This is a genomic window from Rhizobium sp. CBN3 (genome assembly GCF_030518245.1).
Taxonomy (GTDB): Bacteria; Pseudomonadota; Alphaproteobacteria; order Rhizobiales; family Rhizobiaceae; genus Rhizobium; species Rhizobium aethiopicum_A.
The window spans coordinates 18,163-44,420 of the sequence record NZ_JAULSE010000030.1; the positions used below are offsets into that span (position 1 = coordinate 18,163).

The following is a 26,258-nucleotide window of genomic DNA, read 5'->3' on the forward strand; positions in this document are numbered from 1 at the left end:
GTAATATCCGATTATTTGCCCTTCAATTGCGCTCCGTGCACTCGCTCCTGTCGTCGCTCACCCCCTCATCTGCCTGCCGGCATCTTCTCCCCGCTGGGGAGAAGGGACTCGTGGCAGCGCCTCGAGCCATTCCGGTAGGAAACGATGGTCGGCGGCTCGCTCCCTCTTCGCCCCAGCGGGGAGAAGATGCCCGTCAGGGCAGATGAGGGGGTGAGGAGCGGAAGCGACGCACGCCTTGAGCGCAAGCGAAAGGCAAATAAGGCATATTTTCCTGGAAGAGGCGCCCTCTCAATCACCCAATCACCCTGAGATCCCGCGCGAACCGCTGCCAATTCGCCACATAATTTTCCGCCGAGCGGCGAATACCCTCGACAGCCGCCTCGTCAAGCACCCGCACCACACGGGCCGGTGCGCCGACGATTAACGAATTGTCAGGGAATTCCTTGCCCTCCGTCACCAGCGCATTGGCGCCGACGAGGCAGTTGTTGCCGATCTTGGCGCCGTTGAGAATGGTCGCGCCCATGCCGATCAGCACGTTGTCGCCGAGCGTACAGCCGTGGAGGATGGCGTGGTGGCCGATCGTGCAGCCCTTGCCCGTCGTCAGCGGGAAGCCCATATCGGTATGGGCCATCACCCCTTCCTGGATATTGGTGCCGGCGCCGATGGTGATCCTCTCATTGTCGCCGCGCAGCACCGAGCCGAACCAGATGCCGACATTCTCACCGAGTTCGATATCGCCGATCACATGCGCATCCGGCGCGATCCAGTGAAAGCCGGCGGGCGGCAGTTTCGGCGTCAATCCGCCAAGCGCGTAGACGGGCATGGACCTCTCCTCAGACGATGTCGACCGAGAGCCTCGCAACACCCTCGATGCCGCAGGTTACGCTGTCGCCCCTGGCAACTGCGCCGACGCCGGCCGGTGTGCCGGTCATGATCACGTCTCCGGGCGCCAGCACGAAGAGCTTCGACAGTTCGGCGATGATCTCCGGCACCTTCCAGATCATCTGGTTGAGGTCGCCGTCCTGGGCGCGCCTGCCGTTCTGCTCCAGCCAGATCCGGCCGTCGGCGGGATGGCCGAGGCGGCTTGCCGGCACGATCGCCGAGACGGGGGCGGAATGCTCGAAGGCCTTGGCGAGCTCCCAGGGACGGCCGAGCTTCTTGGCTTCGCCTTGCAGGTCGCGGCGGGTGAAATCGATGCCGACGGCATAGCCGTAGATGCAATCGAGCGCTTGCTCGGCCTGGATGTCCGCGCCGCCCGATTTCAGCGCCAGCACGCATTCCACCTCATAATGCACGTCGTTCGACAGCGGCGGGTAAGGGAAAGGGTTGCCCGCTGGCAGCAGATTATCGGCGTTCTTCTGGAAGAAGAAGGGCGGTTCGCGAGAGGGATCATGGCCCATCTCGATCGCGTGATCGGCATAATTGCGCCCGACGCAATAGACGCGGCGCACCGGGAAACGCTCGTCGCTGCCTTCGACCGGCAGCAAAACCGGTGCGGGACGCGGAATGACGGTGGCGGGATGGGGCATGGCGGGCCTTCCTGTTCAACGAGTCTTTGAGCGCATCCTAGACGGAAAACAGTGCGGCGGGGAAGCGTGCTTGGCGGATTGACGCTGTTGCCGGCGGGCGATAACTTACGTCTATGAGCAGGATTTTCGCAGTCTCCACGACGTCTACGACCACCGTTTGGCGGTGGGTGGCAGACGCGTGAACTGAATTCCATTCATTGCAGAAGACACCAACCCGCCGGAAACGAGCGGGTTTTTGTTGCCGCTCGTCTCCCGCATTCGAGGACGAGAACGTGGACGATATCCAGAAACAGATTGTTGCAGAGCGGGCGCTCGCCGCCGCCCGCCGCTCTCTCGCCAGCCGCTATGCCGGGGCTGCCTTCGCCTATGTCTCCGGCTCCATCATGCGCGGCGAGGGGACCGACTTTTCGGATATCGATCTCGTCGTCGTCTTCCCGTCGCTCGATAGGGCCTGGCGGGAATCCTTCACCGAAGACGGTTTTCCGGTCGAAGCCTTCGTCCATGATCCGCAGACGCTGGCGCATTATCTCCATCAGGACGCGGAGAGCGGCTGTCCCATCATGGTCAATATGGTTGCGACAGGCAGCATCGTCGGGCCTGACATCGAGCGTGCGCGCCTCATCCAGGCGAAGGCGGCGAGCGTTCTTGCCGCAGGGCCGAAGCCTCTCGATGGTCCGAGCTATGACATGCTGCGCTATCAGGTCACCGATCTCGCCGATGACCTGCGCGGCCACCGCCCGCCCGAAGAGATCGCCGCCATCGCGGCCGCTCTCTACCAGAAGCTCGCCGATCTGATGTTGCTTGGGCGCGGCGCATGGGCCGGCCGCGGCAAGTGGGCGCCGCGTCTCCTGAGGGAGCTCGATGTGGAGCTGGCAACAGACTTCGATGCCGCGTTCAGACTGGCGGTGCAGGGTGACGGCGCCCGGTTCCTCGCCTTGGCCGACCGGGAGCTTGCCTTGCATGGCGGGCGCTTTTTCGACGGCTTCAGGCAGGAGGCTCCGCTGGAGGCGCGGCGGCTGGAATAGGTGCGAGCGGTGCGCCGGCGTCGGATGTAGACAAGAAGCAGGTTGCGGCCTGTCCTTCGAGGCTCCGGCCTTTGGCCTGCGCGCCTCAGGATCAGGGGATGTTGGAGGATGCCGCGCCTAATAAAAAGCGTTGGAGAATGCCGCGCGTTAAAACAGACGTTGGGCTATCGCGTGACAGCCTTGGAAGCCGATGCCTCGCAAACAGGGATAGCTTTTTTGAGCGTATGTCCTGAATTGGTGCGGAGGCATATCTGGTGGGAAGGAAGGGTGATTATCATATCAGACCCATCAAGGGCTTGGAGGATGATTTCTACCGTGACGAAAAAGAAGCAATCAGCTGTGGGCCAGTTGATATCACTGGTGGGGATCGTGTGGGACATTTCGGTCACTGTTACAGCTACCGCAGCAGGTGCCTATTTCGGCTGGCAAAGTCACGGGCTTGTGGGAGCGTTGGCACTTGGTCTTGTAGGGCTCGTGATGGGAGGGCTCCTCCGTTCGCCCTCGGCTCTTTTGGAGATGCTGACTTAAATTCTTTCTGACCTTGAGCCTCAGCCCTAAAGAGCAGACCTAACCAAGAGCACTCTGCTCCGCACAAATCCTATCGATCAGCGCATCCAGTTCCCCCTTCGGTGGCCGGCTCTTCGCCAGGCGCTGCTTGAGGTGCATGATCGAGTCGGCCAGGATTTCATCCAGGCTTTCGGCGCAGGTGAAGTCGCCAGCCACACGCTTGACCTTCGAATTGTCGAAGATCGCAGTCCAGGCCTTGTCGCCGAGGAGCGGGCCGATCCATTCCGGATTGTATCTGATCAGTGTATCCGTTGGCACGTGGACGATCTTGGCCTCCACGCCGAGCAATCTTGCGATGGTCTTCTGGATATCGTTCCAGATGTGGGCGCGGTCCGAGGTGATGTGGAAAATCTCACGGAGCGCCGCCGACTTGCCGAAAAGGCCGACGAAAGGCACGGCGAAATCGACCGAGCGGGTGAGCGTCCAGGGCGTGTGGCCGTCACCCGCTACGATGATGGGCTCGCCGTCCAGCATGCGCCTCGCCATGATATCGCTGTCGCCCATCATGATCGGCAGGCCGGTGCGGACGGTGTGGCTGGGGCGGACGATCGTCCAGGCAAGGTTATCGGACTTCTTGAGTAGTTCCTCGCAGGCGATCTTGGCCTGGCTATAGGGCCAGTAGGGATTGATCGCCGGCGTCTCCTCCGTGATCACGTAGTGACGCGGCGGTTTTTCGTAGACCGAGGCTGAGGAGATGAAGATGTACTGGCCGCAATTGCCCGAGAACACTTCGATATCACGCACCACCTGAGCCGGCGTAAAGGCGATGAACTGGCAGACGACATCATAATGGGCTTTGGCGAGATCGGCATAGACGCTCGATCCAAGTTCGCCCACGATCGAGGTCACCCCGGCACGCAAGGCGGTGTTCCGCAAGCCGCGATTGAAGACGCTGACATGGTGGCCCTCGGCAACGGCGCGTTCGACGCACGGATGGGAGATTTGGCCGGTGCCGCCAATGAAGAGAACTTTCAAAGCCATGGGAGTGACCTCGGGGTCTATGGGCGGGAACTGTGATCACTCTTAATAGCGCGAAAGAAGGGGGGCGTCTCCCGCAAATCTCGTGCCATCGAGAGTACGGAATGCGTTGCCTCCGGCGGCGCCAATACCTTCAGTTTGCCGCCGCGCCGGCGCCTATGCATGTGCCTTGCGATGGGCTGCGACGACAAGCCAGATCGAGGATAGCAGGAAGTAGAAGGCGCCGAAGCCGGCATAGGGCACGATATCGAGGATCGTCGGCGGGGCGGCGGCAAAGGACTGGCTGATCATGTAGCCGCCGGCGAGGGCCGATTGTGCGCCGCTCAGGATCATGACCCATTGGGCGCCGTAGATGCGCCAGCGCCTTACGCCGGTATAGAGCTGCAACAGGCCGGAGAGGATCGCCCAGGTCCCGAATGCGGCCAGCACCGCGTAGGTGCTGTGGCCGAGCGCGATGGCGACGGCGAGCGCCGTGACGGTGCTGACCACGACATTCAACGTTTGAGACGGGTTTGTCTGCAGGCCGCCATTGACCCGGGCGTCGATCAGATTGGCAAGTGCGTCCCACAGGGGATAGACCACCAGCAAAAAGGCCGCGGCGCTTGGCTCCCCGGCAAGGAGAATGGCGGCGGCAATCCAGACCATCGAGAAGGCGGCGCGGGTAAAATAATAGGATCTCAGCCAGTTGGACTGGATAGCGGGGTGAGTTTGCATCGGCAGATTCCTTCGTTTTTGCCTTCCTACTAGTAGGTAGAATAAAAATGAGAGTCAACGCGCCCTCCGCACACCTTCTTGTGATGCCAACGGTGCAGCGAAAGACTTGACAATCAGCCTACCAGAAGGTAGGCGACGCTATGAAATCAATGGCTTCGACTTCCGACAAAATCCTCGACATCGCGAAGTCGCTCATCGTGGCGGGAGGCTATAACGGCTTCAGTTATGCCGATATCGCGGCTGCAATCGGCATCCGGAAGGCGAGCATCCACCATCATTTTCCGACAAAGGCCGAGCTGGTTTCGGTGCTGGTGGATCGCTATATCAAGCAGGCGGAGGCGGGTCTGCGCTCGCTGCGCGAGCAGGCTGCAAGCCCTGCCGATCAGCTGCAATTCTACATCGATTTTTGGAACGCATGCATCCGCGACGCCTCGCAGCCCTTTTGCGTCTGCGCGATGCTCGCCAGCGAAATGCAGATGCTGCCCGAAGAGGTCGCCTTACGCGTCCGCGCCCATTTCCAAGGCCTTGCGGCATGGCTGACCTCGGTGCTGCAGGCGGGGGTCGAGCAGGGTCTGTTCCGGCTGGACAAGCGGCCGGAAGAGCAGGCGCAAATGCTGATGGCCTCTGTTCACGGAGCCATGCTCTCGGCTAGGGCTTTCGGCGAGCCCGGGCTGTTCATTGCGGTCGTTGCGCCTGAAATTGCAAGGCTGCGGGCACCGGATCGCTACGGAACTGTCCGATAAAAATCAGCGCCTGATCGCCACCGAGGCCGCGGCTTATGGCTTCGAAAGTATGATTGTCACTCCTTGCCATCGGCGGCCAGCGCATCCCGGACGATCGCATAATAGCCGGCAAGCTCGGGAATATCGGCAGCCAGCTTGTCGAAGACCGGATCGGAGGGCGCGAGCGTGCCGGCATATTTGGCGTCGATGAAGGTTTGGTGCGCGGTCAGCGCTCCGGCGTCGGCCTTGTGCACGACGGTGAAGACGGGCGAGGGGACAGTGCGGCCCTTGACGATGATGCGGTCGAGTTCGACGGCGATGTAGGTGTCGGAGACCAGTCTTGCGGTTTCCTCGCCGAGCAGCAGCGCCACGCCATAATTCTTCGAGGCGCCTTCGAGGCGGGAGGCGAGGTTGACGCTGTCGCCGAGGCAGGAGTAGTCGAAGCGGCGGGTCGAACCCATATTGCCGACGATGCATTCGCCGGTGTTGATGCCGACGCCCATCTTCAGCACGTGCGGCTTGCGGCCAAGGGCTGCCGCCTCCCGCTCCAGCTGGCCGTTCAGCCGCGATATGGCCGCCTGCATGGCGAGCGAGGCGCGCACGGCGTGAAGCGCATGGTCGGGATCGTCGAGCGGCGCGTTCCAGAAGGCCATGATGCAGTCGCCCATATATTTGTCGATCGTGCCGCCGTGATCCATCACCACATCGGAAAGCGGCGTCAGCAGCCGGTTGATCAGACCGGTCAGTTGCTCCGGATCGTCCTTTAGCGTCTCGGCGATGGTGGTGAAGCCGCGTACATCCGAGAATAGCACCGAAAGCGTGCGCCGCTCGCCCCCGAGCTTCAGCTGCGTGGGATCGCTCGACAGGCGCTTGACCAGATCGGGCGAGATATATTGGGCGAAGGCGCGGGTGATCTGGCGCTTGTTGCGGCGCTCCTCGGCAAAATCGAAAGCGGCCTGACCGAAAACGACAGAGACATAGGCGACCGTCGGGCCGAGCGGCGAGACGAAAATATGGGCAAGCCGGATGCCCGCAAAACTGACGGCCGCAAAGGCGAGAAGGGCGGCCGCACTGGTGACGATCATCAGCCATCCGGTCGAGCGCCAGACTGTGGCAGCGGCAAGCAGCACTGATATCAGGATGCAGACGGCAACCGTCGGCAGGCGCGCCTCACGAATCGACAGGCCGCTCCGGATATTGTCGTAGATCGTCGCCTGGATCTCGACGCCGGAGACCAGCTTGCCGGTGTGGACGGTATAGGGTGTGGCAAAGGCATCGACGCCGCCTTTGTCGATTTCAGGCGCATTCTGCAGGCTGAGGCCGACCAGCACGATGCGGTCCTTGAAATAATCCGGCGGCAGCAGGCCCTTCGGGTCGAGCGCCTGATAATAGGAGACGGTGGGATAGCTGCGGGCCGGGCCGAAGGATTGGATGAGTTGGCCGGCCGGCAAGGTTTCCGTCGCTGCGCCCGAAGCCTTGGCGAGCATGGCGGCAAAACCGTCCTCGTAACCCGGAATGCGGCGGAAGATGCCGTCACCGCTGAGATCGATCGAGGCGATGCCGGTCACGGCGCCCGCTTCGGTCAGCGCTGGCAGCGGTGTGGCGCGGATCAGCTGTGAGGCCTGTGGTGTCTCGATCAGCGTCTCGTCGCCGGCTAGCACGACATCGGGGCCGACAGCCTTGGCTATCGCCGCATCATTATCGGGGTTGGAGGGTTCGGCCATAATGATGTCGAGGCCGATGACGCGGGCGCCGGCGGCGCGCAGCTGGCTGATGAGTTCGGCATGCAGGCTGCGCGGCCAGGGCCATTGCGCGTTGATATCGGCAAGCGAGGGTTCGTCGATCGCGACAATGACGGGCCCGCCGGGTGGCGGACGCGGGTCGTCGACGGTCGAGAGATAGTCGAAGCTTCTGAGCTCCAGCAGCGACCAGGCGGGTAGGCGCGACAGAAGCGAGATGGCGACCAACACGGCGAGCGACAGCACGAGCAGCCTGAGGCGACGGCTTGCGATCTGACCACCGTTCAGTCCGGTCTGCCGAGGCGCGCCCTGTGCTGGCATCAGAAGCGGACTTTAAGCGTGCCCTTGAAGGCGCGGCCCCAGCCGGGCACGCCGGGGGTGATCTCGAAGTCCTCGTCGAGCAGGTTATAGGCGGCCGCCTCCAGCTCCATGCGCTTGTCGAAGGGCTCCCAGACCAAGTGGGCGTCGAGGCTCCAGTAATCGTCGAGCTTGGTGCCGAAGCGATCGCCGTCGCGCTCGCCGATATAGTTGGCGGCAACTGTCGCCTTGACCTTGGCTTCGTTGACCCAGGTCAGGGCAATCTGACCTGAATTCTGCGGTATGAAGGGAAGGGGGCCGCCATAGATCGGCTCGAGCGGGTCCCTGTTCTCCGAATCCATATAGGCATAGGTGGCTGAAAGACCGAAACCGTTGCCGAGCGCGACGTTGGCAGTGACGGAAGCGCGATCGATGCTGCCGCGCGAGATCGGCAGGCTGGTATCGGACGGAAGCGAGATCAGCGGAAAATCGATTGAAAAATCATGCAGTTCCTGATGCTGGTATTCGACCGAAGTGAAGAAACGGTCGGTCCATTCTGCATCCCATTGCAGGGCGACCGTATCTGTATAACCTTGCAGATTGGTCGAAAACTGGTTGGCCTGCAGCCCGAGTATGCCGATCGGGGCAAGGGTCGGCACGGTGGTATCAAAGCTTTGACGCATGAAGGCGGCACGCAGCCAGTGGTTTTGAACCGGCGTCCAGGCGAGACCGAAGCGCGGCTCCAGCCGGCTGATATCGATGCCATCGCCCTCGAGGCGCGTGGCAAACAAGGCGTATTCGCCCTTGAGATCAGGCGTGATCTCATGCAGCACATCGACATAGCCGCGGCCGATATCAATGGTGTTCTCGGTGCGATCGGGAGGAGCCGTCAAACCTAGGAGCGTCGTATCGACGCTGCTGCTGGCATCCATCCAGCCGCCTTCGATCCCGTAGCGAAATGTCAAAGGTCCGGCACCGATAGAATGGCTCAAAGCGCCGATATAGGTGTGAGATTCGGCCTCCTGATTGACGTTGGTAAAGGGAATGATGAAGGGAACCCCTGCGCCGATAAACACTGGGTCCACGTCGACATCGAGCACGTCTTTCGTATTCGATTTGCTCCCTGAATAAAGCAGTGCTCCATTCAACACGTTTTCATAGGCAAACGTGTGACTCCAGCCGACGCCGGCATACGTGGCTTCTCGTTCGGTCTCTTCTGTCGTGTAAAGAGGCAGTGGGATAGGGACACGGAACAGGAGTTCCATGAACCCGGTGTTTGACGATAACGCGTCCAGCGTTCCGTCATTCTTGCCATGGTTGACGAAGGCTACCACGCGATCATCAGGCGTGACCGTTGCCGTCAGATAACCGTTGGCGCCCAGCAGCTTGTTATCCGTCTGGACATCGCCGAAATTCCGGTAGTCGCGGTCGAGCGCCAGCTCTTCCCAGGTCAGATTGCCGTAGAAGCTGATCGGGATCGTCTCGTTCGAATAGCCCTGAATATCGGCTTCGCCGATCCGTCTTGTATGGCCGTCGACGCTGTTGATGCCGCCACCGAGCGAACCTTCGATGAAGGGCACGTCGAACAGCGATGCCGAGCGCGAACGGCCGGAGAGCATGTGCGGAGAGATCAGCAAGCCCTGGATGAAGGATGAGTAGCTCGATGCGTTGCCGCGGTTCTGGATGATGTTGTCGTCGCTGAAACTCGTCGCGTTCACGAAAGGAAAGATGCTGCCCTTGATCAACTGATCGATATAGCCGCTGCCTTCGAAAGGATCGAAAACGGCATCGCCATAGTAGCGGCCCCAGGCATCCAGGCCCTGCAGTCGGAAGGCGTTGTTCAGCGTCGAGCCGGCGCTTGCATTGGCGCCAAGACCACTGTAATCGCCGCCGCGGGCACGCGAGCGACGCAGGAATTCCTGGGCATTGCGGATCGCACCATCGGCGTCATAGTCGTCGATATCGACGGCCGTGCGGAAGGCTGAAATCGCCGGATCGTTGTTGTCCAGTCGGTCGGCATTGTCGAGCGCCTGCTCGGAGGGGATGCGGTCGCCCTTTTCATAGTGGGCGGCGGCGAGCATCAGCTGCGATTGCGAATGGGTTGGGTTGGCGGTGCTGGCGGCGAGCAGGTCTTCCAGCGCCTTGTCGCGCTCGCCTATCTGCAGGTAGTAGCGGCCGCGGGCGAGAATGGCGATGTCGAAGCCCGGCTCGGCGGCGAGCGCCATGTCGATCTCGCGCTTGGCTTCCTTCATGCGCCCCTGATCGAGATAGAGGATCGCGAGATTGGCATGCGCCACTGGATCTTGCGGATCGAGCGCGATCGCCTTGAGGAAGGCCTCTTCCGCTTCGCCATTGGCGTCGCGCGAACTCTGCAGCAGGCCGAGCGAGTTCAGCGTGCCCGACGAGCCGGGGGCAAGCTCGATTGCGCGGTTCAGGTCCGCAAGAGCGCCGTCTATATCGCTTTCATAGGCTGCCTTGTATTCGGCGCGGGCGGAGAGCGCCATCGGATGGTCAGGGTCGAGCTCCAGCGAGCGTTCGATCGCTTCCTTCATCTGCTTACGGTCGTCAATGAGCTGCGCCAGCTCGGCGCGGACCGCCGGCAGGGTCGGGTCATCGGGATAGCGCTGTTCAGCTTTCTTTATTATCTCGAGCGCTGCGCGCGGGTTTTCCAGGAAGCCTGCCGTATAGGCCTGCATGATTGCGCCATAAGGGCCGGCGCTATTGGCCGGCGGCGGTTCGGCATGGGCGGGGTCGGCGAGCGAGCGGGCGAAATAGCCACCATATTGCGCCATGTTGCGACGTGTCGGGTCGAGATGCGGCAGGGCCTTCTGGAAGAGCTTTGCGGCATCGCCATAGCGCTTTTCGGAGCCGGCGATGGTAGCATCGAGCAGGTCGACGCGCGCCTGCTGGGCCACTGTCAGCTTGCGGCCGCGGATACTCTGCAGTGTTGCGGCGGTTGCCTGGCGTCCGTCGTAGGCGCTCTGCGCTTCGGCCAGTTCCAACCAGTTCTCGGTGGTGCGGCGCTCGGGAGGCAGCGCCAGCAGGCGGCGACGCTCGGTCGCCATGCGATCGGCTCGCAGTGGCGAAGTCGGCAGCAAGTCGAAGCCACCGCGCAGGTCCAGATAAAAGAGCATCTGTTCGCGGTCGTCAGGATTGACGCTGAGGATCTTGTGCGGCGCCTGGCCAATGGACGCCACGGCGCCTTCGCCCTCGCTTACCTCGACGCTGCCCTGCGGGTTGCTGAGCGCCACGCGGCCTTCGAGCACGATCATCGAGGTCTTGGCGCCCTCGACGGTCATCGTCCAGTCGGTGCCGCGGATGGCTGCTGCGGCAGCCGGTGTTTCCACAGTCAGGCTCTGGCCGCCGCGCTCGGCGCGTGCCCAGATGGTGCCGGATTGGAGATCGAGCACCGTATCGCCGGTCGCGGACATCTTCTTGACCTGCAGCGATGAATTGCGGCCGAGGCGGACCTGGGTGTGATCGGAAAAGACGATGGCGAGCTGGCCGTTGGCATTGGTGCGCAGCACGTCGCCGGTCAGGAGATCCTGGTTGATGTCGACGACGCGCCAGTCCGACACGTCGATGAATCGCACTTCCTCGCCGGTCTTTCGGGCAATGACCGAGCCGGCGACCGGCGTGGCACGCGGCAGGGGATCGGCAATCGCCGGCAGCCCGAAACCGGGTACGGCAAACGCAAGCGCCACCCCGATGCGACAGATGTTACTGGAATAACCCCGCATGTCCTCGACCCCATACCCCGCTTCCCCTTTGTCCGCGTAGAGTGGAAAAGTCAAGCATGTTGCACACGTGTTCTTGCTTTCGTCGAGAAGTGTAATATCAGGGAAACACTTTGGGGTATGGAGTATTCAGGTGAGCGAGTTTGAAAATGCCACTGAGGTAATGCTGAGCAATCCCTCGAGCGGGGACGTCAGCACCGAGTATTTCGATCATATCAAGAAAATCAACGACATATTTTATGATCAGATCAAGATATCCGATCAGAAGGCCGCCTATATCTTTACTTTCATGCTCGCCTTTTTGGTGAGCTCCAGCGAGGTGAGGGCGGTCTTCAGCCTGGCCCGCTACACCGGCGGCACGCCGGGCAGCATGTTGTTTTCCGGCCTGCTTGCCGCAGCCTCGGTCTTCTCCATCCTGTCGGCGATTCTCGTCGTGCTGCCGCGGCGTCTCGGCGCCTCCACCTCGCTGTTCTGGGGCTCCTGGCCCAGGCATCGCGACATGTTCTTCGAGGCCGCTGTCCGCCGTGACGAGCGCTACCTCTTCGACCAGTATTTTGAAAACGCCAATATCCTCTCCGCCATCGCCTGCAACAAGTACCGCTGCGTCACCTTTGCGTTTCGCGGGTTGATGGTAAGCGTGATCGCCTATGTGCTGCTCTTGGTGGCGGGGTGAGGGTGGAGAAGGCAGTGCTCATGGAGTTAGGTGCCTCGCAGCGGCCTCGAGGGGCGAGATGATGCGCTAACCTTCCCTCCCTCATCCTGTGCTCGTCACAGGAATTCAGCCACCGCGCGTCCGCGCGGTGAATGACTCAATACGAGAGTTGAAAAGTCTCTCGCGCCCAAGGACTTGGCGCACTGGATTCCTGCGACAGGCACAGGAATGAGGGAGGAGAAGGCAGTGCTCTCCAATGAAACGTCGCGGGAAGGCTGTCCAGATCACTGCAGCCACGAGTACAAAGGCTGGAGGCTCGAACGGCGGCGCGTGCACTCCTGATATCACCGAAAATTGAAGCCCCGCACACTGTCGGGCGTCCTGCGCGGGCCAAGCTGTGTTACAGTTTCCTCGCTTGATGGCGCGGGGATCTGTCGATGCTGACGACGCTTGCGGTGCTCATGGGTCTTACCGGAGTCGTGCCGACAGCTGGGGCGGGCGAAAACGAGGTCGACGTGACGCTGGTGCTTGCCGTCGACACTTCGCGGTCAATGGACTTCGAGGAGATCGGCATTCAGCGCGACGGTTATGTCGAGGCGCTCAAGCACAAGGAATTCATCGACGCGGTCAAGGGCGGGCTCACCGGCCGCATCGCCATCAGCTATTTCGAATGGGCGGGCTATGTCGTCCAGGATTCAAGGATCGACTGGCAGCTGATCGAGACGGAACAGGATGCGATCGCCTTTGCCGACAAGCTCGATGCCCGGCCGATTGCCACGCAACGGCGCACCTCGATCTCCACCGCCATCGATCAGGGTGCCAGCATAATTACCACGGGCCCCTTTCGCGGCAGGCGCGAGGTGATCGACGTTTCCGGCGACGGCCCCAACAATTCCGGCGATCCCGTCATGCCCGCCCGCGACAAGGCGGTGGCGTCAGGCATGATCATCAATGGGCTGGCCATCATGCTGCGTCCTTCCGATGCCCCCGGAGGGCTCGACAAATATTACGCCGATTGCGTGATCGGCGGCCCCGGCAGCTTCGTGCTGCCGGTCCACAAGATCGAGGATTTCGCCATCGCGGTGCGCCGCAAGCTGGTGCTCGAGGTCAGCGGCATTTCACCGTCGCCTGGGGTGGAGAGGATCGCTGCGGACGCGCCGACGACGGATTGTCTGATCGGCGAGAAGCAGTGGCGGGATATATTCGATCGGTGAGGCGTGGCTGTGGCGCGACTTGGGATGAGAGGACACGCCATGTGGCACCCCCCTCTGTCCTGCCGGACATCTCCCCCACAAGGAGGGAGATCGGCTGGGCGAGAGGGCTTCCCCAAACAGCTGAGCTTGTGATTGTCGCTGCCGTTAGTGAGGGAGCGATGGTCAAGCCTCCTGCTAATCTCCACCCTTGTGGGGGAGATGTCCGGCAGGACAGAGGGGGGTGCCACACGGCACGCCTAAAAGGAAAGAAGCCCCGCCCTGAGGGGCTCGAAGGCGAGGCGGGTGCTCCCAGCGTCTGCCGCTTCCACCTACAACGGCAGCTGCCTGCCGGCCTGCTCGCTCACCATGTAGTCGGCATACCAGTCCGGCCAGTTCTCGTCATACTTGCCGCCGTTGCGTTTCTCGTGTTCGCCGTGGGCCTGGGCGGCGCGGCGGAGTGCCGCCGCAAGGTCGCTCGATGTCGAGAAGGCCGTCTCATCGGCGTCAATGCGGCCGGGGAGGCGGGTGGTGACTTCCTGGAACAGCCAGCCATTGCCGTCGGGATCCTTGAACGAGGCAAAGGAACGGTAGCTGCGGTGCTCGGGGTCGCGGCCGGCGATGCGCAGGCGCCCGAAGAGATAGGGTTCGTCCTTGCCGGCATAGACGCCCGATGCGTCGTGGAAGGCCGCGCTCACCTCAACGCCGCGGGCGATGAGATCGCGCCGCGCGGCCTCGATGTCGGAGACGATAAGGTAGAGGCCCTGCGCGGAGCCGGGGGCGGCGGCCGTGACGTTCCTGCCGAAGATGATGGCGCAGCCGGAGCCCGGCGGGGTGAACTGGATCACCCGGAAATCGGCATCATTGGCAAAGTCGGCGTCGAGCCTCCAGCCCAGGCCGTCATAGAAACGTTTGGCGCGGTCGACGTCGGAAACGGGGATGACGACCACTTCGAGCTTGGTGTCGACCGGTCGCGTTCTCGCGGATTCGGTGGGGGTTTCACCGCGCATTGCATTGCTCATCTTCAGCTCCCTTAGGGTTTGGACGCATTAAGAATGGCGATACATGTCGGGTCGAGTGGACCACAACGCGGTAAGGGCGTCGAATCAATTATTCTGTCGGTGCAGAAGAGGCGGCGGGCCGATCCCGCCGCCTGTCTCGCGCAGGCTGCTAAAGCGCGTCACGATCTTTCAGATGCTCTCTTTGCGCTTTAGGTGTTTGTTTTCGCGCATGTCGTTGCCCGCGAAACCGCTGCACACTTTTGCGCGACCTGCTTCAGGCCGCAAGAGCGGCGCGCGTCTTGCCGATCATCAGGGCGGCGCGTGCCGCCTCGCGGCCCTTCTCGACGAAATGGGCGCGATAGATCTGCGTGTGATGCTCGGTTTCCTGATAGTGATGCGGCGTCAGCGAAACGGATAGCACCGGCACGCCCGTATCCATGCCGGCACGCATCAGGCCATCGACGACGGCCTGGGCCACGAATTCGTGGCGGTAGATCCCGCCGTCGACGACGAAGGCGGCGGCGATGACGGCGGCATAACGTCCGGTCGCGGCAAGATCGCGCGAGAACAGCGGCATTTCGAAAGCGCCGGGGACGTCGAATACGTCGATCTGCTCGGCGGGGACAAGCTGTTGGAAGCCTTCAAGCGCACGGTCGACGATATCGGCGTGCCAGCCGGCTTTGACGAAGGCATAACGGGTGGGTGTCATGGTAATCTCCTTTGGCGTACAGACACGTCACCCAAGGCGATCACGAGCATCCGCAGCCAGCCCCGGAGGGCAGCAGCAGCGCACGTTCTCTTTCATCCGGACTATAACCGTCGGCTCAGGCATCTCACCTGATCTGCTGACCCTTCCGAGGAAGGCGCTCGCGGGCTCGCAATCGAAACTGCATACCGCCGGTAGGGACTTTCACCCCGCCCTGAGAACGGCGCGGACAATAGGGGCAAGGCGGCGGGCTGGCAATAGGGTAAGATGGTTTCGTCGGTGAGTGCGGGTTGCAACCCCAAGAGAGCCTCATCCTGAGGGGCCCCGCAGGGGCCTCGAAGGACGAGGCGGATGCGCCGGCGTTGATCGATGCAAGGAGCGGCGTTGGAGCGCGTCCTTTGAGGCTCCGCCCTGCGGGCTGCGCGCCTCAGAATGAGGGGGTCGGAGGTTGCCGCGCCGAGGCCGATGAGGGTCTCACGCTAAGGGCGCGTTGCTGGATGCCCGCCCTTGCTAGGCGCATCCTCACGCCTACATGCTTCGCTGAGGGCACTCACGTCAAAACAGCAGGATGTGTCGTTCCCCCGAACCGGGGCCGCAACCATTGGAGAGAGACATGCCAGAATCTTTCGTCGTGCGTCGCGAGGCGCATCTTGCGGCGCCGCCGGCGGCGGTGTTTGCGCTGATGACCGATCCGGAGAAGATCCTGCGCTGGATGGGGACGGAGGCCGAGGTCGAGCCGGAGCCCGGCGGGCTCTATCTCGTCAACGTCACCGGCGCCCGCTTTGCGCGCGGCTCGTTTCGCGAGGTGGTGCCGGTGCATCGGCTTGCCTACAGCTTCGGCTGGGACGGCAGCGAGGTGGTGCCGCCGGGATCGAGTCTGGTCGAGATCGACCTGATCGAGCAGGGAGGCGGGACGCTTTTGCGGCTCACCCATAGCGGCCTGCCGAGTGCGGAGCAATGCGCCGGCCATGAGGAAGGCTGGGCGCATTATCTCGGACGGCTCACCGAGGTCGCCGCCGGGCGGAACCCCGGTCCAGATCCATTTTACGGCAGGAGATGAACGGTTTTCGGCAGGCGGCGGCATGTTCCTCAAGCGCTTGACGCTGCGGGAAGAACCGTCCGCCGCGGTCAAAAAGTGCTGCATTTTTCGCTCGTAAACATGAACGTGCAGTTCATCTCCAGTTCAATTTGGCGGTCCTAAGGTGATTGCGGCTGGATGAAATGGAGTTTTCGATGAAGGCACTTTCTATCGCGGCTGCCTTGCTCGCTGGCAGCCTCTCGATCGGCACAGCTCAGGCGATGCCGATCGGGGCAATCAAGGTTGAGAGCACTGTCACAAAGGTCGACTACGCCTGTGGTCGCGGCTGGCACCTGACCCGCTGGGGCGAATGCCGGCGCAACTGGCGCCGCCCGCCGCCTGTAGCTTTCTATGGCGGTCCGCCCCGTTGGGGCTGGGAGCGGCGTCATCGCGATTGGGATGGCCCGCGCTGGCGCTATGAGCGGCGCTGGGACCGCGAACGCCGCTGGCGGGACGACTACTAAAAGCCTTTGACAGAGGCAGACGAACGAGGGCCGGTGCGACGTTTCGCCCGGCCTCTATCTGTTGAAATAACGACGGCGCTCAGATGCGGCTGACGAGCCAGTGCTTTCCGTCGATCAGCTCTTCGAGCTCGGCCGGATCCTTGACGCCGAATTCGAACCATTCGACGAGTTCCTTCGCCTTCCGCTTGCTTTCCTCGGCCGTAAACTCAATCCCATAGCGCGCGCACCACCGCCGAAGTATCGACGTCAGCAGCGTCATGTCATTCCCGTCAAGCGGGTCTTTCGGCCAATATGTCGTGCCCATCGCAACCCCTCAATCGCTAATGACAAGCTGGCACATAATCGAATCAATGTCGCGCAATTTAAAAGTGTTTATTCGGTTGTTCTCCACCGTGGTGAATGGTTTTCCACAGAGTTGTTGGACGGTGGGGTTGACAGGGTTGTGGAGGGACTCGGCGGGAGCAAGTGCCGATAGGAAATCCCCCGGACGCCAGAGGTGTCCTCAGTTTGCCGACAAAGTCTCCTCCGTCATGCTCGGCCTTGTGCCGAGTATCTGACCAGGGCAATTGTTTGAGACGAAAACCATTTATTTTCAAGCCCTTAATTGAATCGTCGCATATCCTCGACGCAAGGCCGAGGATGACGTCGCGGGTTTTGGTTGCCAACAAGGCGGAGACTGGAGACCTCCTCAGGGGCCGCGGGAGTGTCCGTGGGCGGATGTCCCGGGGTTGCCCACGTCCTGTTGCAATGCCAATGTTAACCCATGGATCTGCCTCCCTCTCTCGCCTGGCTGATTGACGAGGCTGCGGCTTCGCCCGGTCCCGAACGGTTTCTGGCCGAGCTCGGGCGCCGGCTGCTGGCCGATGGTCTGGCGCTTTCCGGTGGTGCGCTGACACTTTCGGTGCCGCATCCGATCATCGCACGACGTACCTGGCTGTGGCGGGCCGAAACCGGAACCGTCATCGAGGCGCTGGGTTTTGCCGCCGCACCTCAAAGCGATGCCGGGCGCGAATGGCTGGCCGGGCTCGGGCCGGTTTGGGAGGAGAGGATTGGAGCTTCGCGGGACCGCGCCGTGCTCGGCTGGGCGGGCATCGGCAAGGAGGCAGGGGCGGGCGAATTCTCTGATGATGAAGCCGCGCGGCTGCAGGAGGTCGCACGTTTTGCCGCCGCGCCGCTCGCAGCCCTTGCGGCGCGGGAGGCGCGGGCGGCACTGCTTGAAGCCTATCTCGGCCGGCGCAGTGCGGCCCGGGTTCAGTCGGGTGCGCTTGCCCGCGGCACCGGCGAAACCATCCGCGCCGCTCTTCTCTGCGCCGATTTGCGGGATTTCACCGCACTTTCCCAGGTGACGGAGCCACAGGCGATGATATCAGCGCTCGACGCTTATTTCGACCGCGTCGCCGGCGCCGTGCATGCCTTCGGCGGCGAGGTATTGAAATTCATCGGCGACGGCGTGCTGGCGATCTTTCCCGTCACCGCCGCTTCCGATAATGGGGCCGGAGCTGATCGGGAGGCCTGCGAGGCGGCGCTTCGGGCTGTCGCCGCCTGCCGCGCCGGCATGGTCCATCTCGACCAGATGCGCCGGGCGCAGGGGCTGGCGCCGCTGCCCTTCGGTGCGGCGCTGCATTTCGGCGAAATCCTCTGGGGCAATATCGGCGCCGCCGACCGGCTTGATTTCACTGCCATCGGCCCGGCGGTCAATCTGGTCAGCCGGCTGGAAGGGCTCTGCAAGCGGCTCGGTTACAACGTGTTGATCTCGGGCGCCGTGGCGGCGAATACCGAGGCCGCGCTGACGCCGCTCGGCGAGCACGCCCTGCGCGGCATCGCCGAGCCCTGCACCGTCTTCACTTTGGCTGAGGATTGAGCCCTGAGATGGCGCTGCCCGAATGCGCCTGCCATGCCATGTTCGGCGCTCACAAGAATCATGATTGTTAATCGCTCGTCTGGCGCGCGATCATTCCTGGCCACTGCACCGGAGATCGTTTTCAAATATCCTTAGGAGAGAGTTTGCAAAGAAATCTTTGCAAAGATATGTCTGCGAATATATGATTGGATCATGAAAGAGCAGAACTCCGAACCTGCCGCAGATGCTGTTGCCTCGCGCACCGTCAGCCGTGTCGTGCCCGAACCGACCGCGCTTAAGGCGCTGGCCCACCCCGTCCGGCTGCGCCTGCTCGGCATGCTGAGGATCGACGGCCCCGCCACGGCGACGCAGCTCGCCGTTCGGCTCGGCCTGAACAGTGGCGCGACGAGCTATCATCTGCGCCAGCTCGCCCAATATGGCTTCATCGAGGAAGCGCCGCATGCCTCGCGACGCGACCGCTGGTGGCGTGCCAGCCACGAGCTGACCTCGGTTCCCCCGAGCGAAGCCGAAGGCGAGGCGCTCGATCTCGATATGGCCTTCAACCAGGCGGCCCTCTCGCTGCAGGTCGGCCAGATGCAGCAGGCGCTGGAGGAATATGCCGAGCTGCCGGCGGAATGGCGCAAGGCGACGGCGGCCGACGACATCATCATCCCGATGACGGCGAAACAAGCCGAGACCCTGACGAAGCGGCTGACCGACATCATCCTGGAAGCCATGCGGGCCGCCCCACCGCTGGGGGAGGCGGCGTCCCGGAATCCTGACATGGTTCCTTTCTATATCATGCTGCACGCTTTCCCCTATCCGGGCCGTCTGCCGCACCGCGTGCGGGAGGACGAGCCGTGAGAGAAGGCAAGCCTTTCCTGGCGCTTGCCGCCGCCGAGACGCTTTCGCTTTCCGGCACCCGGCTATCGACCATCGCCATTCCTTGGCTGATGCTGAGCGCCACAGGCAGCCCCGTGCTGACCGGGCTGACGGCGATGATGGAGATGCTGCCCTATGTGCTCGCCAAGGCGCTCGGCGGGCCGCTGATCGACCGCATCGGCGCCAAACGCATCGCCATCATCTGCGACACGGCCTCTGTCACCGCGGTCGGACTGGTGCCGCTTCTCGATCTCTTCGGTGTGCTGACCGTGCCGGTGCTGCTGCCCGTCGTTTTTGTCATGGGCGTGCTGCGAGGCCCCTCCGATGCCGCCAAGCAAGCGATGGTTCCCGATATCGCTGCGCTGGCAGTCGTGCCGCTCGAACGGGTGACCGGCGTCTCCAGCGCCATCGAACGGCTCGCCTCGACGGTGGGCGCTGCCGGCGCCGGCGCTTTGATCGGGCTGATAGGCCCGGGTCAGGCGCTCCTCGTCAACGCCGCCACCTTCGCCGCCGCAGCGCTGGTCGTCGCGACCGGCATACCCGGCATGCGGCGCGCTCCCGAGTTGCCCGCCGCGCTGGACGCTCGGCCGGGCGGGGTGCCTTCCTATATCGACGATCTCCGGGAAGGCTGGCGCTTTCTGCGCAGCGACGCCGTGCTCGTCAGCATTGTCTCCATGGTGGCGATCACCAATCTACTCGATCAGGCCTATCACGCCGTGCTGCTGCCCGTCTGGACGAAGAACGCCGGTCATGGGCCGGAGCTGCTCGGAGCGATGTTCGCCACCTTCTCCGGCGCCTCCATCGCGGGTGCGGCGATTGCCGCTGTTATCGGCGAGCGCATGCCGCGTCTGATCGTCTATACCGTGGCCTTCCTCCTGACCGGATTTCCGCGCTTCCTGGTGCTCGCGGTCGATGTGCCGCTTGGCTCCGTCTTTGCGACGCTCGCAATCGCAGGCTTTGCCTCCGGTTTCCTCAACCCCATTCTGTCGGCGGTGATCTTCGAGCGTATCCCCAAGCCGCTCACCGGGCGCGTCACCGCGATGAACACCGCCCTCTGTTTTGCTCTCATCCCCTTCGGCGGCCTCGTCGGCGGCGCGCTGATCAGTACGATCGGGCTTGGTTCAGCGATGCTTCTCTGCGGGCTCGCTTATCTCGCCGCCACCCTCTCTCCGCTGGCGCTCAAGAGCTTTCGCGGTTTTGACAAGGCCGTGGCGTAAGCCGCCCGCGCAGGCGCGTTCCTAGCCTTGTCCGATTTCTTCGATCATCAGATCGATGAAGCAGCGCACCCGCGGCTCCAGCACGCCTTTGTCGGGATAGAGCGCCACGATCTTCGTGTCGTCGGTTTCGAGGTCGGGCAGGACCTGCCGGAGTCGGCCGGCGGCCAAATCGCCGGCGGCAACGAAGTCCGGAAGAAGGGCGATGCCGAGGCCGGCCATGCAGGCGTCGCGAACGGCTTCACCGCTGTCGAACCTCAGGCGGCTGTGCCCCTGCGCCTTGATCCAGCCGCCGTGGCTGCGAAAGCGCCAGCCCTGGCTTTGGCCGCGGTTGGTGAAGAACAGGCAGTCATGGGCGGCGAGATCCTCTATATCAAGGGGGATGCCGCGTTCGGTGAGGTAGGAGGGCGAGGCGCAGAGCCGCGGCTTGTCACTGGTGATCACGCGTGTGACCAACCGGCTGTCGGCGGCCGACGACATCGCGCCAATCCCGATCGCCAGATCGAAGCCGTCCTCGAGGATGTCGGCCGGGCGATCGGTGAAGCTCACTTCGACCTGCACGTCGGGCCAGGTGCGAAGATATTTTTCGAGTAACGGGAGCATGACCAGCGGTCCGCAGACATCGGAAACGGCGAGCCTGAGAACGCCTCGCGGCACACCGCTTCGCCCCGCAATGCTCGCCTCCGCCTCGTCCACCGATGCCAGGATCTGCAGCCCCTGGTCATAGAACACTCGTCCTTCATCGGTCAGGCTGAGTGCCCTTGTCGTACGGTTGAGCAGGCGCGCGCCGAGCCGCTCCTCGAGGCGGGTGACGGCCTTTCCCGCCGCCGAACGGGAGAGGCCCATGGTCTGCCCGCCGGCGATAAAGCTTCCGGCATCGACGACGGCCATGAAGATCAGGATATCGTTCAGGTTCGTGCGCGGCATGAGGTAACTCGAGCGATTCGACTGCAGCCTTAAGTCGGTCGCGACGGGACCGATTCAAGGCTCGCATCATCAACGCCGACCGCGCCAGTTAGGTCCCGGGCGCATCGAAATGATGCCGGCCAACGACAGCTGCCGTTTCGCATCACCACCGCGCATATCGAAGGCTCGCGCCCAAGCCTCGCCGTCAGCGCCAGCCGAGCGCCGGAGCGACGTGAGCGAGGATCGCCTCGATGACGTGGGCATTGTAGGCGACGCCGAGCTGGTTGGGCACGGTGAGCAGCAGCGTGTCGGCCTCGGCAATCGCCTCGTCCTCTGCAAGCTGCTTGATGAGCACGTCAGGTTCGGCGGCATAGCTGCGGCCGAAGATCGCCCGGGTCTTCTCGTCGATGAAGCCGATCTTGTCGCCCTCGTCGTTGCCGTAGCCGAAATAGGCGCGGTCGCGGTCGTCGACCAGCGCGAAAATGCTGCGGCTGACCGAGATGCGTGGCTGGCGCGTGTGGCCGGCCGCCTTCCAGGCTTCGCGATAGGCGCGGATCTGGTCGGCCTGCTGGACGTGGAACGGCTCGCCGGTTTCGTCGTCCTTCAGCGTCGAGCTCTGCAGGTTCATGCCGAGCTTGGCGGCCCAGACGGCGGTGGCGTTGGAGCTCGCGCCCCACCAGATACGCTCGCGCAGGCCTTCCGAATGCGGCTCGAGACGCAGCAGGCCGGGCGGGTTCGGAAACATCGGCCGCGGGTTCGGTTTGGCAAAGCCTTCGCCGTGCAGCACTTCGAGGAAGACTTCGGCATGATGCCTGGCCATGTCGGCCTCGCTCTGACCTTCCGGTGGCGCATAGCCGAAATGACGCCAGCCGTCGATCACCTGTTCAGGCGAGCCGCGGCTGATGCCGAGTTGCAGCCGACCTCCGGCGATGAGATCGGCCGCACCCGCGTCCTCGGCCATATAGAGCGGGTTCTCGTAGCGCATGTCGATGACGGCGGTGCCGATCTCGATCCGGCTGGTCCTCGCGCCGACGGCTGATAGCAGCGGGAAGGGCGCGGCGAGCTGCCGGGCGAAATGGTGCACGCGGAAATAGGCGCCGTCGGCGCCGAGTTCCTCGGCCGCCACGGCAAGGTCGATCGACTGCAGCAGCGCATCGGCCGCCGAACGCGTCTGCGATTGAGGCGAGGGCGTCCAGTGCCCGAACGAGAGAAAACCGATCTTCTTCATGTCGCGCCTTTATCCGTTGCGTCATAGTGGATCGGTCATGGCATAGTTTCGGTGCGTAAGACAATCACAACCGGAGAGAACGGTGCGCTTGCCGGGGGGCGTTTGCTGGAGAAAGTTGCCGAGGCGTGCCGTGTGGTACCCCCCTCTGGCCTACCGGACATCTCCCCCACAAGGGCGGAGATCGGCAAGACGCAGGACCTCGTTCCCACTCGATCGTATCGCAGCACTGATGCGGCTGTTGTCTGGGGAAGCCATCGCGCCCAGCCGATCTCCCCACCTGTGGGGGAGATGGCCGGCAGGCCAGAGGGGGCAACCCAACTGCATAAACGGACTTGATAGGCGCCGAACCTTCATCTGCACCCCAGCCCCGGCCTGCCGGCAAGCCGCAGCCAGGGAGCCAGGTGAAAGGCGCTCATCAGCAGGTACATCGGCACCATCCCACTGATCGGCAAGGCATCCGGTGTAGTCATGCAGATCATATCGGCGCTGCCGGTTACGGCCGTCAGCAGCGCCATGATCGCAAATGTCGGGGCGGCGGCGAGAGACAGAAGATCGGCGGCGGCGAGAGCGGGCTTGACCGGCTCGCCGGCGGGTCCGTCAGCGGCGGCGAGCGACAGCCAACTGGCGGTGTCGAGGGAGGGGCTGACGTCGTCAGCCCGTTTCGAGGCGTGAGCGAAGAGCGCCATTGTTGTCACTCCTTGCCGTAGCGGTCGTGGTGGCGCCACCAGATGCCGGTTTCGTTGCGGCCCTTCGGGGCGCGGTCCAGCCATTGGTACATGCCCCAAAGCCCGTCGAGCCCGCGCGCATAGCTGGAATAGCTGTGGTAGACGCCGCCGTCGATGAGTTCGAAGGCGCTGACGCCGGGGCGGTCGCGGGTGTAGGTGGGAACGTCGGTGCCGGTCATCGAAGCGATCTGGACGATGGGTTCGTCGCTGCCGCGCGATTGCCATTCCGGCGCGGTCTTGCCCGCCGGGGGTTCGGGGGCGGGCGGTTCGCGACGGTAGTTGTATTCGATCTCGCCGAGACGCTGCTGCTCCGGGCTGAACCAGACGCTGAAATCGGCGTTGAAATCGCTGCCGGCCGAGGAGGCCCAGGGAAAGCTCCAATTCATGCGCCGCTTGAAGGCCTCAAGCTTTGCGAGCGGCGCGCGCGAGACCGCCCAGAAGGCGACGTCGTGATTTTCCAGGTGGACGAAGAAGCCGTTGAAGCCATCGGCGATCGAGGAGCAGGAGGGGCATCCGGCGCTGTAATCCGGCCCGAACATGAAGTGATAGATCAGGAGCTGCGAACGCCCGCCGAAGAGATCCTTCAGCGAAGCCTCGCCGCCTTCGGTGTCGAAGCGGTAGTCCTTGTCGATCCGCACACGCGGCAACTGCTGGCGTTTGGCCGCCAGCTCATCGCTTTGGCGCGTCAGTTCCTTTTCCTCCTTGAGCAGATCGAGTCTCGCCGCCAACCATTGCTCGCGGGTTGCGTTCAGCATTGCCGTCATGGGTCTTCTCCTTTGCCTATCTCTCGTCGTAGCATCCGGCTCGGTTGCCTGCCGTTGAGCGAAGATTACGGCGGGAGGAACAAATGCCGGGAGTGACAAGTGTGACGGGATTTGGATGGACTCGCTGATTACGGCTGCTGCGCAAGCGCTGGCATCGGGCGATACGCTTGGCGCGCTGAAACGGGTGGCGCTGCGCGACGATGCGCCGGCGTTGGCGCTGCGCGGCATCGCCATGGCGCAGCTCGGTGACCTCATCCGCGCCAAGGCGCTGCTGAAGAGTGCGGCGCGTGGCTTCGGACCGCGGGAGGCGGTGGCCCGCGCCCGCTGTGTGGTCGCCGAGGCCGAGATCGCGCTCGTCTCGCGCGATCTCAGCTGGCCGCCGAAGGCGCTGGAGGCGGCGCGCCGGGTTCTGGAAGCACATGGCGATGGGGTCAACGCCGCCCATGCCGGCAATATCGCCATTCGCCGGCTGGTGCTGATCGGCCGCCTCGACGAAGCCGAGCAGGCGCTGGCCGCGCTCGACCCGACGCCTCTGCCGCCGGCCTTGCGGGCCGCCCATGAGCTTGTTGCGGCCGGCATCGCCGTTCGGCGCCTGCGCACGCATGCGGCGCGCGCAGCACTCGATCGAGCCCAGCTTGCGGCCGAGCGGGCGAATATGCCCGTGCTGACGGCGGAGGTTGAAACCGCTGGACATGTGCTCAGTATGCCGGCGGCGCGGATGGTTCTGCGTGGCAACGAACGTCCGCTGCTGCTTGCCGAGGTGGAGGCGCTCTTTTCCGGCGGCACGCTCGTCGTCGACGCCTGCCGCCATGTCCTGCGCGCGGGCGGTGTGGTGGTGCCGCTCGCGAGCCGGCCGGTGCTTTTCGCGCTCGCTCGTGCGCTTGCCGAAGCCTGGCCGGTGGATGTTTCGCGGGGCGCGTTGATCGCACGCGCCTTCCGCGGCAAGCATGCCGATGATTCGCATCGCGCCCGGCTGCGCGTCGAGATCGGCCGGCTGCGCGCGGAATTAGCCGGGCTGGCGGAAGTCTCGGCTACCAAGCGCGGTTTTGCCCTTTCCCCTGCCGGTGCTTCTGAGGTTGCAGTGCTTGCCCCGCTCGTCGAAGGGCCGCATGCGGCGGTGCTCGCCTTCCTCGCCGATGGCGAAGCGTGGTCGAGTTCGGCGCTGGCAATCGCGCTCGGCGCCAGTCCGCGCACCGTGCAGCGGGCGCTGGATGCGCTCGCCGGCGAGGAGAAGGTGCAAGCGATCGGGCGCGGGCGGGCGCGCCGCTGGATGAGCCCGCCGCTCTCCTCTTTCCCGACGATCTTGTTACTCCCGGGACCGCTGCCGAGCGACTAGTATGGGTCAACCGACATGGAGGAAGACATGAAGACATCGGTTGCGACCATTCTGCGTGAATATGGACCCTTTCCAGGTGCGGAGCGCGTTCACGGCGTCACCTTCGACGGCCGGCATGTCTGGTTCGCCTCGGGCGACAGGCTGAACGCGCTCGATCCCGACAGCGGCGAGGTGGTGCGGTCGATCGAAGTCGCCTCCCACGCCGGTACGGCCTTCGACGGCGAGTTCCTCTATCAGATCGCTGAAGACGTCATTCACAAGATTGACCCCAAGACCGGCCAAATCCTTTCCACGATCCCGGCACCAGGCAATGGCGGCGATTCCGGCCTTGCCTGGGCCGAGGGCACGCTCTGGGTCGGCCAGCATCGCGGCCGCAGGATCCATCAGATCGATCCTGAAACTGGCAAGATTCTGCGCACCATCGAATCCAACCGCGTTGTGACAGGCGTCACCTGGGTCGACGGCCAGCTCTGGCACGGCACCTGGGAGGGCGACAACAGCGACGTCAGACGCATCGATCCGAAGACGGGCGAGGTGCTTGAACGGCTCGACATGCCGGACGGCGCCGGCGTCTCCGGGCTCGAATCCGACGGCGGCGGCTGCTTCTTCTGTGGCGGAGGCAACAGCGGCAAGATCCGCGCGGTGCGCCGGCCGTGAGCGCTGCGCCGCCGGGTTGGGGGCTGCTCCTTACAAGAAGCCGACGTCAGCGCACCCGCCTCGCCCTTCGAGGCCGCTCGCGGGGCGCCTCAGGATGAGGCTCTCTTGGAAGCCGGCGTGGCCCTCCTTGGCGTTGCGGCGAGATATTCTCTGATGCCCCGCTGTTGTGGCGCGGCAACTCCAACGCTCCCTCATGCTGAGAGTTTGTGAAGCTTTTGAAGCTGGCGCGTTTCTGGCCGGTCTTGGTTTGCCGATGTAATCGATCGTCAGACGATTGCGCGGTGCGTTCGGATGGTCGCTTGTTGGC

The 26,258-nt window shown here is 63.5% G+C and carries 24 protein-coding genes and 1 riboswitch; of the genes, 11 read left to right on the forward strand and 13 right to left on the reverse strand.

Annotation, left to right across the window (positions count from 1 at the left end; all coding sequences use genetic code 11):
- Positions 1 to 292: 292 nt before the first annotated feature.
- Positions 293 to 823 (reverse strand): gamma carbonic anhydrase family protein, encoded by a 531-nt coding sequence (locus tag QWJ46_RS27845; protein WP_302755469.1) that lies wholly within the window; start codon positions 821 to 823, stop codon positions 293 to 295.
- 10 nt (positions 824 to 833) lie between these two features.
- The gene (locus QWJ46_RS27850; RefSeq protein ID WP_302755470.1) at positions 834 to 1,529 is read right to left on the reverse strand and encodes a fumarylacetoacetate hydrolase family protein; all 696 of its coding nucleotides are present in this window, start codon (positions 1,527 to 1,529) and stop codon (positions 834 to 836) included.
- A gap of 272 nt (positions 1,530 to 1,801) precedes the next feature.
- Here QWJ46_RS27850 and QWJ46_RS27855 point away from each other — a divergent pair, with 272 nt between their 5' ends.
- The gene (locus tag QWJ46_RS27855) at positions 1,802 to 2,554 is read left to right on the forward strand and encodes a nucleotidyltransferase domain-containing protein (protein ID WP_302755472.1); all 753 of its coding nucleotides are present in this window, start codon (positions 1,802 to 1,804) and stop codon (positions 2,552 to 2,554) included.
- A gap of 567 nt (positions 2,555 to 3,121) precedes the next feature.
- Here the strand turns inward: QWJ46_RS27855 and QWJ46_RS27860 are convergent.
- On the reverse strand, positions 3,122 to 4,102 hold the full coding sequence (locus QWJ46_RS27860; RefSeq protein ID WP_302755474.1) for an SDR family oxidoreductase: 981 nt from the start codon (positions 4,100 to 4,102) through the stop codon (positions 3,122 to 3,124).
- Between the two features lie 153 nt (positions 4,103 to 4,255).
- Positions 4,256 to 4,813: a DUF308 domain-containing protein gene (locus QWJ46_RS27865; RefSeq protein WP_302755477.1), complete on the reverse strand. Its 558-nt coding sequence runs from the start codon at positions 4,811 to 4,813 to the stop codon at positions 4,256 to 4,258.
- A 140-nt stretch (positions 4,814 to 4,953) separates the two neighbouring features.
- Between QWJ46_RS27865 and QWJ46_RS27870 the strand changes: the two genes are divergently transcribed.
- On the forward strand, positions 4,954 to 5,556 hold the full coding sequence (locus tag QWJ46_RS27870) for a TetR/AcrR family transcriptional regulator (RefSeq protein ID WP_184460134.1): 603 nt from the start codon (positions 4,954 to 4,956) through the stop codon (positions 5,554 to 5,556).
- Positions 5,557 to 5,612: 56 nt separating this feature from the next.
- Here the strand turns inward: QWJ46_RS27870 and QWJ46_RS27875 are convergent, their stop codons facing one another.
- Positions 5,613 to 7,595, reverse strand: coding sequence for a CHASE2 domain-containing protein (locus QWJ46_RS27875; protein WP_302755480.1), 1,983 nt, complete (start codon positions 7,593 to 7,595; stop codon positions 5,613 to 5,615).
- Complete coding sequence (locus tag QWJ46_RS27880) at positions 7,595 to 11,311, reverse strand: FecR domain-containing protein (protein WP_302755483.1); 3,717 nt, start codon at positions 11,309 to 11,311, stop codon at positions 7,595 to 7,597. The genes QWJ46_RS27875 and QWJ46_RS27880 overlap by 1 nt, the downstream gene beginning before the upstream one ends.
- 130 nt (positions 11,312 to 11,441) lie before the next feature.
- On the opposite strand from QWJ46_RS27880, the gene QWJ46_RS27885 reads away from it, so the two are divergent.
- Both QWJ46_RS27885 and QWJ46_RS27890 read left to right on the forward strand, forming a co-directional pair.
- Positions 11,442 to 11,981: a Pycsar system effector family protein gene (locus QWJ46_RS27885; protein WP_184460131.1), complete on the forward strand. Its 540-nt coding sequence runs from the start codon at positions 11,442 to 11,444 to the stop codon at positions 11,979 to 11,981.
- A 416-nt stretch (positions 11,982 to 12,397) separates the two neighbouring features.
- On the forward strand, positions 12,398 to 13,174 hold the full coding sequence (locus QWJ46_RS27890; protein WP_302755485.1) for a DUF1194 domain-containing protein: 777 nt from the start codon (positions 12,398 to 12,400) through the stop codon (positions 13,172 to 13,174).
- A gap of 308 nt (positions 13,175 to 13,482) precedes the next feature.
- On the opposite strand, the gene QWJ46_RS27895 is transcribed toward QWJ46_RS27890, so the two are convergent.
- Entirely contained in the window at positions 13,483 to 14,172 is a 690-nt protein-coding gene (locus tag QWJ46_RS27895; protein ID WP_302755487.1) for a VOC family protein, read from the reverse strand.
- Positions 14,173 to 14,425: 253 nt separating this feature from the next.
- Positions 14,426 to 14,860, reverse strand: a complete 435-nt coding sequence (locus tag QWJ46_RS27900) for a 6,7-dimethyl-8-ribityllumazine synthase (protein ID WP_184460128.1) — start codon at positions 14,858 to 14,860, stop codon at positions 14,426 to 14,428.
- 80 nt (positions 14,861 to 14,940) lie between these two features.
- Positions 14,941 to 15,083, reverse strand: a riboswitch (FMN riboswitch).
- A gap of 387 nt (positions 15,084 to 15,470) precedes the next feature.
- On the opposite strand from QWJ46_RS27900, the gene QWJ46_RS27905 reads away from it, so the two are divergent.
- Positions 15,471 to 15,917 (forward strand): SRPBCC domain-containing protein, encoded by a 447-nt coding sequence (locus QWJ46_RS27905; protein ID WP_064803540.1) that lies wholly within the window; start codon positions 15,471 to 15,473, stop codon positions 15,915 to 15,917.
- A gap of 173 nt (positions 15,918 to 16,090) precedes the next feature.
- Positions 16,091 to 16,399: a hypothetical protein gene (locus tag QWJ46_RS27910; RefSeq protein WP_011425935.1), complete on the forward strand. Its 309-nt coding sequence runs from the start codon at positions 16,091 to 16,093 to the stop codon at positions 16,397 to 16,399.
- Positions 16,400 to 16,478: 79 nt separating this feature from the next.
- On the opposite strand, the gene QWJ46_RS27915 is transcribed toward QWJ46_RS27910, so the two are convergent.
- Complete coding sequence (locus QWJ46_RS27915; RefSeq protein WP_064803538.1) at positions 16,479 to 16,703, reverse strand: hypothetical protein; 225 nt, start codon at positions 16,701 to 16,703, stop codon at positions 16,479 to 16,481.
- 459 nt (positions 16,704 to 17,162) lie between these two features.
- Between QWJ46_RS27915 and QWJ46_RS27920 the strand changes: the two genes are divergently transcribed.
- The 3 genes from QWJ46_RS27920 (at position 17,163) to QWJ46_RS27930 (ending at position 20,338) form a co-directional block, all read left to right on the forward strand.
- Positions 17,163 to 18,260: an adenylate/guanylate cyclase domain-containing protein gene (locus QWJ46_RS27920; RefSeq protein ID WP_302755493.1), complete on the forward strand. Its 1,098-nt coding sequence runs from the start codon at positions 17,163 to 17,165 to the stop codon at positions 18,258 to 18,260.
- A 192-nt stretch (positions 18,261 to 18,452) separates the two neighbouring features.
- Positions 18,453 to 19,103, forward strand: coding sequence for a helix-turn-helix transcriptional regulator (locus tag QWJ46_RS27925; RefSeq protein WP_302755495.1), 651 nt, complete (start codon positions 18,453 to 18,455; stop codon positions 19,101 to 19,103).
- On the forward strand, positions 19,100 to 20,338 hold the full coding sequence (locus tag QWJ46_RS27930) for an MFS transporter (RefSeq protein ID WP_302755497.1): 1,239 nt from the start codon (positions 19,100 to 19,102) through the stop codon (positions 20,336 to 20,338). The genes QWJ46_RS27925 and QWJ46_RS27930 overlap by 4 nt, the downstream gene beginning before the upstream one ends.
- Before the next feature lie 21 nt (positions 20,339 to 20,359).
- Here the strand turns inward: QWJ46_RS27930 and QWJ46_RS27935 are convergent, their stop codons facing one another.
- The 4 genes from QWJ46_RS27935 to QWJ46_RS27950 all read right to left on the reverse strand — a co-directional run bounded on the left by QWJ46_RS27935 (position 20,360) and on the right by QWJ46_RS27950 (position 23,958).
- Complete coding sequence (locus QWJ46_RS27935; protein WP_302755500.1) at positions 20,360 to 21,262, reverse strand: LysR family transcriptional regulator; 903 nt, start codon at positions 21,260 to 21,262, stop codon at positions 20,360 to 20,362.
- Between the two features lie 184 nt (positions 21,263 to 21,446).
- Entirely contained in the window at positions 21,447 to 22,469 is a 1,023-nt protein-coding gene (locus QWJ46_RS27940; protein ID WP_302755502.1) for an LLM class flavin-dependent oxidoreductase, read from the reverse strand.
- Between the two features lie 350 nt (positions 22,470 to 22,819).
- Positions 22,820 to 23,155, reverse strand: a complete 336-nt coding sequence (locus QWJ46_RS27945) for a hypothetical protein (protein WP_302755505.1) — start codon at positions 23,153 to 23,155, stop codon at positions 22,820 to 22,822.
- A 5-nt stretch (positions 23,156 to 23,160) separates the two neighbouring features.
- A complete protein-coding gene (locus tag QWJ46_RS27950; protein ID WP_302755507.1) occupies positions 23,161 to 23,958 on the reverse strand; it encodes a thioredoxin family protein in 798 nt (265 codons plus the stop codon).
- A gap of 115 nt (positions 23,959 to 24,073) precedes the next feature.
- On the opposite strand from QWJ46_RS27950, the gene QWJ46_RS27955 reads away from it, so the two are divergent.
- Positions 24,074 to 25,294, forward strand: coding sequence for a helix-turn-helix domain-containing protein (locus QWJ46_RS27955; RefSeq protein WP_302755508.1), 1,221 nt, complete (start codon positions 24,074 to 24,076; stop codon positions 25,292 to 25,294).
- A 27-nt stretch (positions 25,295 to 25,321) separates the two neighbouring features.
- Positions 25,322 to 25,951, forward strand: coding sequence for a PQQ-binding-like beta-propeller repeat protein (locus tag QWJ46_RS27960; RefSeq protein ID WP_302755510.1), 630 nt, complete (start codon positions 25,322 to 25,324; stop codon positions 25,949 to 25,951).
- Positions 25,952 to 26,258: the final 307 nt, after the last annotated feature.

What these genes read in the sequence shown, in the direction of transcription:
- QWJ46_RS27845 (WP_302755469.1), bottom strand. Translation starts at nt 823, where the DNA reads ATGCCCGTCTACGCGCTTGGCGGATTGACGCCGAAACTGCCGCCCGCC.
- QWJ46_RS27850 (WP_302755470.1), bottom strand. Translation starts at nt 1,529, where the DNA reads ATGCCCCATCCCGCCACCGTCATTCCGCGTCCCGCACCGGTTTTGCTG.
- QWJ46_RS27860 (WP_302755474.1), bottom strand. Translation starts at nt 4,102, where the DNA reads ATGGCTTTGAAAGTTCTCTTCATTGGCGGCACCGGCCAAATCTCCCAT.
- QWJ46_RS27865 (WP_302755477.1), bottom strand. Translation starts at nt 4,813, where the DNA reads ATGCAAACTCACCCCGCTATCCAGTCCAACTGGCTGAGATCCTATTAT.
- QWJ46_RS27870 (WP_184460134.1), top strand. Translation starts at nt 4,954, where the DNA reads ATGAAATCAATGGCTTCGACTTCCGACAAAATCCTCGACATCGCGAAG.
- QWJ46_RS27875 (WP_302755480.1), bottom strand. Translation starts at nt 7,595, where the DNA reads ATGCCAGCACAGGGCGCGCCTCGGCAGACCGGACTGAACGGTGGTCAG.
- QWJ46_RS27880 (WP_302755483.1), bottom strand. Translation starts at nt 11,311, where the DNA reads ATGCGGGGTTATTCCAGTAACATCTGTCGCATCGGGGTGGCGCTTGCG.
- QWJ46_RS27890 (WP_302755485.1), top strand. Translation starts at nt 12,398, where the DNA reads ATGCTGACGACGCTTGCGGTGCTCATGGGTCTTACCGGAGTCGTGCCG.
- QWJ46_RS27895 (WP_302755487.1), bottom strand. Translation starts at nt 14,172, where the DNA reads ATGAGCAATGCAATGCGCGGTGAAACCCCCACCGAATCCGCGAGAACG.
- QWJ46_RS27900 (WP_184460128.1), bottom strand. Translation starts at nt 14,860, where the DNA reads ATGACACCCACCCGTTATGCCTTCGTCAAAGCCGGCTGGCACGCCGAT.
- QWJ46_RS27905 (WP_064803540.1), top strand. Translation starts at nt 15,471, where the DNA reads ATGCCAGAATCTTTCGTCGTGCGTCGCGAGGCGCATCTTGCGGCGCCG.
- QWJ46_RS27910 (WP_011425935.1), top strand. Translation starts at nt 16,091, where the DNA reads ATGAAGGCACTTTCTATCGCGGCTGCCTTGCTCGCTGGCAGCCTCTCG.
- QWJ46_RS27915 (WP_064803538.1), bottom strand. Translation starts at nt 16,703, where the DNA reads ATGGGCACGACATATTGGCCGAAAGACCCGCTTGACGGGAATGACATG.
- QWJ46_RS27920 (WP_302755493.1), top strand. Translation starts at nt 17,163, where the DNA reads ATGGATCTGCCTCCCTCTCTCGCCTGGCTGATTGACGAGGCTGCGGCT.
- QWJ46_RS27925 (WP_302755495.1), top strand. Translation starts at nt 18,453, where the DNA reads ATGAAAGAGCAGAACTCCGAACCTGCCGCAGATGCTGTTGCCTCGCGC.
- QWJ46_RS27935 (WP_302755500.1), bottom strand. Translation starts at nt 21,262, where the DNA reads ATGCCGCGCACGAACCTGAACGATATCCTGATCTTCATGGCCGTCGTC.
- QWJ46_RS27940 (WP_302755502.1), bottom strand. Translation starts at nt 22,469, where the DNA reads ATGAAGAAGATCGGTTTTCTCTCGTTCGGGCACTGGACGCCCTCGCCT.
- QWJ46_RS27945 (WP_302755505.1), bottom strand. Translation starts at nt 23,155, where the DNA reads ATGGCGCTCTTCGCTCACGCCTCGAAACGGGCTGACGACGTCAGCCCC.
- QWJ46_RS27950 (WP_302755507.1), bottom strand. Translation starts at nt 23,958, where the DNA reads ATGACGGCAATGCTGAACGCAACCCGCGAGCAATGGTTGGCGGCGAGA.
- QWJ46_RS27955 (WP_302755508.1), top strand. Translation starts at nt 24,074, where the DNA reads ATGGACTCGCTGATTACGGCTGCTGCGCAAGCGCTGGCATCGGGCGAT.
- QWJ46_RS27960 (WP_302755510.1), top strand. Translation starts at nt 25,322, where the DNA reads ATGAAGACATCGGTTGCGACCATTCTGCGTGAATATGGACCCTTTCCA.